Annotated in this window: 6 protein-coding genes; 3 read left to right on the top strand and 3 right to left on the bottom strand. The window is 56.1% G+C overall.

Annotated features, from left to right (window positions below; all coding sequences use genetic code 11):
* Nucleotides 1-143: 143 nt before the first annotated feature.
* The gene (yjdN, locus tag CW267_RS24140; protein WP_002885221.1) at nucleotides 144-578 is read right to left on the bottom strand and encodes a VOC family metalloprotein YjdN; all 435 of its coding nucleotides are present in this window, start codon (nucleotides 576-578) and stop codon (nucleotides 144-146) included.
* Between the two features lie 228 nt (nucleotides 579-806).
* Nucleotides 807-1,142, bottom strand: a complete 336-nt coding sequence (locus tag CW267_RS24135; RefSeq protein WP_039102733.1) for a zinc ribbon domain-containing protein YjdM — start codon at nucleotides 1,140-1,142, stop codon at nucleotides 807-809.
* Between the two features lie 544 nt (nucleotides 1,143-1,686).
* On the opposite strand from CW267_RS24135, the gene proP reads away from it, so the two are divergent.
* Nucleotides 1,687-3,189 carry a glycine betaine/L-proline transporter ProP gene (proP, locus tag CW267_RS24125; protein WP_008807240.1) on the top strand — a complete coding sequence of 501 codons (1,503 nt, stop codon included), beginning with the start codon at nucleotides 1,687-1,689 and terminating at the stop codon, nucleotides 3,187-3,189.
* Nucleotides 3,190-3,238: 49 nt separating this feature from the next.
* Here proP and melR read toward each other — a convergent pair whose 3' ends face one another.
* Complete coding sequence (gene melR / locus CW267_RS24120; RefSeq protein WP_008807239.1) at nucleotides 3,239-4,177, bottom strand: transcriptional regulator MelR; 939 nt, start codon at nucleotides 4,175-4,177, stop codon at nucleotides 3,239-3,241.
* Nucleotides 4,178-4,416: 239 nt separating this feature from the next.
* On the opposite strand from melR, the gene CW267_RS24115 reads away from it, so the two are divergent.
* Complete coding sequence (locus CW267_RS24115; protein WP_012543145.1) at nucleotides 4,417-5,769, top strand: alpha-glucosidase/alpha-galactosidase; 1,353 nt, start codon at nucleotides 4,417-4,419, stop codon at nucleotides 5,767-5,769.
* Between the two features lie 93 nt (nucleotides 5,770-5,862).
* On the top strand, nucleotides 5,863-7,278 hold the full coding sequence (gene melB / locus CW267_RS24110) for a melibiose:sodium transporter MelB (RefSeq protein WP_012543144.1): 1,416 nt from the start codon (nucleotides 5,863-5,865) through the stop codon (nucleotides 7,276-7,278).
* The last annotated feature ends 2 nt before the right edge of the window (nucleotides 7,279-7,280 follow it).

The following is a 7,280-nucleotide window of genomic DNA, read 5'->3' as shown; positions in this document are numbered from 1 at the left end:
TCACACAGCATAGGCGAGGAGGTCCCTCGCGTTGTGGGCCGATCCTGACCGGTTTATGTTGCATTTCGGTTAAGTGATGATGACCAAAGGATGAAGAGTTGGTGCCAGACGGATGACAGGGCGGCCGGGCCGCCCTGGCGGGGTCAGCCTTGTTTGACCACGTTGATCATCCAGGGGACGCCAAAGCGGTCGACGACTTTGCCGAAGCCGTGGGCCCAGAACGTTTCCTGCCAGGCCATCTCAATGCGCCCGCCGACGGCCAGCGCGTCGAACCAGCGCTGGCCTTCAGCGACATCGCTGGGATCGAGGACGAGGGTGAAGCCGGCGTAATGCACATCGGGCCCGAAGGCGCTGTCGCTCAGCATCAGCTCGCCATTATTGATGCGCAGGCTGGCGTGGGCGATGGCATCATCTGCCATCTTCTGGCCAGACGGGCAGCCGTCTGACGCTTCTTGCGCCGGGGGCGGCATTTCGCCAAAGGTCATTTTAAACATCAGCTCCGCGCCCAGCGTCTGCTGATAGAAGGCGATTGCCTCGGCGCAGTTGCCTGCAAAGGCAAGGTAGGGACTTAAGGACATGGTGAATACCTCAGTGACCGTAACCCGTAAAGCGTAGTCGCCGGGGACGCTGTTGAGCCAGACGGCAGCGCGAAAATGTGTAGCGGCATAGCGGCGAAATGGTCAGTGAAAATAGCGGGGACTGAGGCGGAAAATAACAGGTTGCACAGGGAGCGGGTGGGGCACGATGATATCGGGAGCGGCGACGGTGGTGCAGGAAAATAATGACGCCGCCCTCCCGGAAATAAATCAGTTCTTTTTGACGAATTCCGACTTGAGCTTCATCGGACCAAAACCGTCAATTTTGCAGTCAATATTGTGATCGCCTTCGACCAGACGGATATTCTTCACTTTGGTGCCGATTTTCAGCATCGAAGAGCTGCCTTTTACCTTCAGATCTTTCACGACGGTAACGCTATCGCCATCGGCCAGTAAATTGCCATTGGCATCTTTAACGATCAGAACGTCGCTCTCTTCTTTCGCCTCGGCAGGGTTCCACTCATGGGCACATTCCGGGCAGATGTACATGCCGTTATCTTCATAAGTGTAAGTCGAATCGCATTTTGGGCAGTGTGGCAGTTGCATGACGTTCCTCGTGATGTCGTCGGAAAACAGGACGTTGGTCCTCTAAACAGCGGCTGATAGCCGAAAGTGTGGCTGATTATAGCGCAATCACCCACTTTTGTCGGGTGTTTTTTTAGTAAAAATTACCCATCACACTATTCGGGTGAAAGCAGAATAACCGCCAAAATTATCCGCCAGAGGATAAGGGGGAGTGAGGAAATAATTTTTGCGAGCAGCCAGTAAAATGAACTTATTTATTTTCGGACACTCTGTAATAAGGCGGTAAATTTATGTGAAGTTGATCGCAGATATAAACGCTGTTAGGGTAAAAAAGGGGAGCAGGTCAATTTCATCAGGTATCACGATCGGCCGCTCTATTTATTCACCAGTAGCCAGAGCAGGCGTCAACAGGTTCGGTTGTACATTCTGTCAGCAGACAGTGCAGGCAAACCTGCTACGCTTGAAATGAGGAGCACAGCAATTCACCGCTCCTGACGCACGATACGAATGGCCTTGTCATTCGGCGATGATGCGTGTACTCAAGGCGGAGTAGCAGAGGAAAAATATGCTTAAAAGGAAAAAAATAAAGCCCATCACCCTTAAGGATGTGACCATCATCGATGATGGTAAACTGAAAAAGGCGATCACCGCGGCCTCCCTGGGTAACGCGATGGAGTGGTTCGATTTCGGCGTCTATGGCTTTGTGGCCTACGCCTTAGGTAAAGTCTTCTTCCCCGATGCCAACCCAAGCGTGCAGATGATTGCCGCACTGGGTACCTTCTCCGTTCCATTTTTAATTCGTCCGTTAGGCGGCCTGTTTTTCGGGATGCTGGGCGATAAATATGGTCGGCAGAAAATCCTCGCAATAACCATCGTGATCATGTCGATAAGTACTTTCTGTATCGGCCTGATTCCGTCGTATGCCACGATAGGCATCTGGGCGCCGATCCTGCTGCTGCTGTGTAAAATGGCGCAAGGCTTCTCGGTCGGCGGTGAATATACCGGGGCATCGATCTTCGTCGCGGAATATTCTCCTGACCGTAAACGCGGCTTTATGGGCAGCTGGCTGGACTTTGGCTCCATCGCCGGGTTTGTGATGGGGGCCGGCGTGGTGGTTCTCATCTCCAGCGTGGTGGGGGAACAGAACTTTCTCGACTGGGGTTGGCGTATCCCGTTCTTCCTGGCGCTGCCGTTAGGCATCATCGGTCTCTATCTGCGCCATGCGCTGGAAGAGACCCCGGCGTTCCAGCAGCATGTGGACACCATGGAGCAGGGCGACCGTGAAGGACTGCAGGACGGGCCGAAGGTCTCTTTTAAAGAGATTGCCACCAAGCACTGGCGTAGCCTGCTGACCTGTATTGGTCTGGTGATTTCCACCAACGTGACCTATTACATGCTGCTGACCTATATGCCGAGCTACCTGTCGCATAACCTGCACTACTCGGAAGATCATGGGGTGCTGATCATCATCGCCATCATGGTCGGGATGCTGTTTGTGCAGCCGGTTATCGGTATGCTCAGCGACCGCTTTGGCCGTCGTCCGTTCATCCTGATTGGTAGCGTGGCGCTGTTTGCCCTGGCGATCCCGGCCTTCATTATGATTAACAGCAACGTGATTGGCCTGATTTTCGCTGGTCTGCTGCTGCTGGCGGTCGTGCTGAACTGCTTTATCGGGGTGATGGCCTCCTCGTTGCCGGCGATGTTCCCGACGCACATCCGCTTCAGCGCCCTGGCCAGCGCCTTTAACATCTCGGTGCTGGTTGCTGGTCTGACGCCAACCCTGGCAGCGTGGCTGGTGGAAACCACTCAGAACCTGATGATGCCGGCGTACTACCTGATGGTCATCGCGGTGGTGGGGATGGCGACGGGTCTGTCGATGAAAGAGACGGCTAACCGCCCGCTGAAAGGGGCGACCCCGGCGGCGTCGGATATCCAGGAAGCGAAAGAAATCCTTGGCGAGCACTACGATAACATCGAACAAAAAATCGAAGATATCGATCAGGAGATCGCCGATCTGCAGGCAAAACGGTCGCGTCTGGTGCAGCAGCATCCGCGTATCAACGACTAACCGTTTTCACTGTTAATCATGCCGCCTGGGGAGACCCCGGCGGCATTTTTTATGCCTCCGGCAAGGCCAGCCCGTGACGTCGCTGCTGGCTAAGTTTACGGTACTGCTGCGGCGGCATGCCCACGTAGCGGGTAAAGGTGCTGTAGAAGCGGCTGCTGGAGCGGAACCCGGCGGTAAGGGCAATATCCAGGATGGTCTTGTCGGTATCGCTCAGTAGCGCCCGCACATGATTGATACGCATGGCGGTAATATACTGCTTCATGGTCTGCTGCATCACCCGCTGAAAGACCCCCATCGCGTAGTTCGGGTTGAGCTTCACGTGCTCGGCAACGGCATTGACGGTCAGCGCCTGGTCGTAGTGGGCGGCGATAAACTCCAGCATCTGGCTGACATAAAACTGCGCGTGGCGCGAGACGCTGTTCTTGTGGGTGCGCGAGGTTTTGTTGACCAGAATCGGCTGCCAGCCGGAGAGGCTCAGCCGCTTGAGCATCAGGGCGATTTCATCGATCGCCAGCTGGCGAATCTGTTCATTGTCGTGGTTCAGCTCCTGCTGCCAGCGGCGCACTTCAAAGGCGCTTAACTGCTGCGCGGCGAGGGACTTAATTACCATTCCATGGGTGACGTGGTTGATAAGCTCCCGGTCCAACGGCCACGACAGAAACAGATGCATCGGCAGGTTGAATATCGCCATCTGCTGGCAATCGCCGGGGCGGGTCAGCTGATGCGGCGTACAGGCCCAGAACAGGGTGATATAGCCTTTCTCAATGCGCACCACTTCGTTATTAATCAAATACTCTACATCGCCGTCGAACGGCACGTTGACCTCCACCTGGCCGTGCCAGTGGCTGGTGGGCATGGCGTGCGGCGGGCGCAGTTCGATATCCATACGCTGATACTCGGAGTAGAGCGCCAGCGGGCTGCGGCTCTGCTTTTCGTCGCTGCTGCACATAAAGGGATCGGGGGGCAGGGAAGTAAAGCGGTGTTCCATGATTAACCTATTCCTGGATTGTCAGAGTGGCTGCATTTTTCGCCAGAACTGACTACAGCTTAGCGGAATAACCGGCCCGTTTTCTCTCCTTTTAAGTCGATCTATTGCCAAAAACTCAGATTTTGTGGCGCTTAATGGCCGATCTGAGTTTCCGGGAATGCTCCGGCGGGAACAGGGCAGCGTAACGCTGAACGACGTGCCACTCTGCAAGTGTTCAATGACCTGATGGAGAGTGCGTGATGACCGCCCCAAAAATTACTTTTATCGGCGCCGGTTCGACGGTGTTCGTCAAAAATATTCTCGGTGATGTTTTCCAGCGCCCGGCGCTGAAATCGGCGCATATCGCGCTGATGGATATCGATGAAACCCGGCTGGAAGAGTCGCATATCGTGGTGCGCAAGCTGATGGATTCGGTGGGCGCGAACGGCGAAATCAGCTGCCATCGCGATCGTAAAACCGCCCTGCAGGGTGCCGATTTCGTTGTGGTCGCTTTCCAGATTGGCGGCTATGAGCCCTGTACGGTCACCGATTTTACCGTCTGCAAGCGCCACGGCCTGGAGCAGACCATTGCCGATACGCTGGGGCCGGGAGGCATTATGCGCGCGCTGCGCACCATCCCGCACCTGTGGGCTATCTGCGACGATATGACCGAGGTCTGCCCGGACGCCACCCTGCTTAACTACGTCAACCCGATGGCGATGAATACCTGGGCCATGTACGCCCGCTACCCGCATATCAAGCAGGTTGGCCTCTGCCATTCGGTACAGGGGACGGCGGAAGAGCTGGCGCGCGACCTCGATCTCGATCCGGCGGATTTACGCTACCGCTGCGCGGGAATCAACCATATGGCGTTCTATCTGTCGCTGGAGAAAAAGCTCGCGGATGGCAGCTACGGCAGTCTCTATCCCGACCTGCTGCAGGCCTACGCCGAGGGCCGGGCGCCGAAGCCTAACCTGCACGGCAACCCGCGTTGCGAAAACATCGTCCGCTACGAAATGTTCAAAAAGCTGGGCTACTTTGTCACCGAATCGTCGGAGCATTTCGCGGAATATACGCCATGGTTTATCAAGCCGGGCCGCGATGACCTTATTGCTCGCTATAAAGTGCCGCTGGATGAATACCCGAAACGCTGCGTCGAGCAACTGGCCAACTGGCATCAGGAGCTGGAGAGCTATCAGCGCGGCGAGCGCATCGAGGTGAAACCATCCCGCGAGTATGCCAGCACCATCATGAACGCCATCTGGACCGGCGAGCCAAGCGTGGTGTACGGCAATGTGCGCAACGATGATCTCATCGACAACCTGCCGCAGGGTTGCTGCGTGGAAGTGGCTTGCCTGGTGGACGCCAACGGTATTCAGCCGACGAAAGTGGGCGAGCTGCCGGCGCATCTGGCGGCGCTGATGCAGACCAATATCAACGTGCAGACGCTGCTGACGCAGGCGATCCTCACTGAAAATCGCGATTACGTCTATTACGCCACGATGATGGATCCGCACACCGCCGCGGTGCTGGGGATCGAAGAGATCTACGCGCTGGTGGACGATCTGATCGCCAGCCACGGCGACTGGCTGCCGGCCTGGCTGCACCGTTAATCCTCTCATGCCGCCGGGGGCAACGAACCCGGCGGTGCCTGTCACGCTCTATCAAACGCTGAAGGAGGCGCTGGCGACAGCGACCTGGACCCTATGAGTATTTCAATGACAACAAAGCTCAGCTACGGATTTGGTGCCTTTGGTAAAGATTTCGCTATCGGTATCGTCTACATGTATCTGATGTATTACTACACCGATATTGTTGGCCTGTCGGTTGGGGTGGTTGGCACCTTGTTCCTGGTGGCAAGGATCCTCGATGCGATAGCCGATCCGATCATGGGATGGATCGTCAACTGTACGCGATCGCGATGGGGGAAGTTTAAACCGTGGATCCTGATCGGCACGATAACCAACTCGGTGGTGCTGTATATGCTGTTCAGCGCCCATCACTTCAGCGGCGGGGCCCTACTGGCGTGGGTGTGGCTAACCTACCTGCTGTGGGGCTTCACCTACACCATCATGGATGTGCCGTTTTGGTCGCTGGTGCCGACCATTACCCTCGATAAACGTGAACGTGAACAACTGGTGCCTTACCCGCGCTTTTTCGCCAGCCTTGCTGGGTTTGTGACGGCCGGCGTCACGCTGCCGTTTGTCAGCGCCGTGGGCGGCGCCGACCGCGGTTTCGGTTTCCAGATGTTTACCCTGGTGCTGATTGCCTTCTTTGTGATTTCCACCCTGGTCACCCTGCGTAACGTGCATGAGGTTTACTCCTCGGATAGCGGCGTGAGCGAGGATTCCAGCCATCTTTCACTGCGCCAGATGGTGGCGCTCATCTATAAAAACGATCAGCTGGCCTGCCTGTTAGGCATGGCGCTGGCCTATAACACGGCGGCGAACATTATCGCTGGCTTTGCCATTTACTACTTTACCTACGTGATTGGCAGCGCGGAGATGTTCCCGTATTACATGTCCTACGCGGGGGCGGCGAATTTGCTGACGCTGATCCTGTTCCCACGACTGGTGAAAGGGCTGTCGCGGCGCATTCTGTGGGCGGGTGCTTCGATCATGCCCGTGCTGGGCTGCGGCGTGCTGTTGCTGATGGCGCTGAGCGGCGTTTACAACATCGCGCTGATTTCGCTGGCCGGGGTGCTGTTGAATATCGGCACCGCGCTGTTCTGGGTGCTGCAGGTTATTATGGTGGCCGATACCGTCGACTACGGCGAATATACGATGAATATCCGCTGCGAAAGCATCGCCTACTCGGTACAGACGCTGGTGGTGAAAGCGGGCTCGGCGTTTGCGGCCTGGTTTATTGCCATCGTGCTCGGTATCATCGGCTACGTGCCGAATGTTGTGCAGTCATCTCACACGCTGCTGGGGATGCAGGCGATTATGATTGCGCTGCCGACGCTCTTTTTCGCCCTGACGCTGTTTCTCTATTTCCGTTATTACAAACTGAATGGCGATATGTTGCGCCGTATTCAGATTCACCTGCTGGATAAATATCGCCGGGTACCGGAAAATGTCGCTGAGCCGGAACGGCCGATTGTGGTACCCAACCAGGTGTAAAA

This window comes from Klebsiella sp. X1-16S-Nf21 (assembly GCF_002837615.1).
GTDB classification, from domain to species: Bacteria; Pseudomonadota; Gammaproteobacteria; order Enterobacterales; family Enterobacteriaceae; genus Klebsiella; species Klebsiella variicola.
Note: the sequence above shows the minus strand (reverse complement) of the source record. Positions and strands in the feature narration are given on the sequence as shown.

What these genes read in the sequence shown, in the direction of transcription:
- yjdN (WP_002885221.1), bottom strand. Translation starts at nt 578, where the DNA reads ATGTCCTTAAGTCCCTACCTTGCCTTTGCAGGCAACTGCGCCGAGGCA.
- CW267_RS24135 (WP_039102733.1), bottom strand. Translation starts at nt 1,142, where the DNA reads ATGCAACTGCCACACTGCCCAAAATGCGATTCGACTTACACTTATGAA.
- proP (WP_008807240.1), top strand. Translation starts at nt 1,687, where the DNA reads ATGCTTAAAAGGAAAAAAATAAAGCCCATCACCCTTAAGGATGTGACC.
- melR (WP_008807239.1), bottom strand. Translation starts at nt 4,177, where the DNA reads ATGGAACACCGCTTTACTTCCCTGCCCCCCGATCCCTTTATGTGCAGC.
- CW267_RS24115 (WP_012543145.1), top strand. Translation starts at nt 4,417, where the DNA reads ATGACCGCCCCAAAAATTACTTTTATCGGCGCCGGTTCGACGGTGTTC.
- melB (WP_012543144.1), top strand. Translation starts at nt 5,863, where the DNA reads ATGAGTATTTCAATGACAACAAAGCTCAGCTACGGATTTGGTGCCTTT.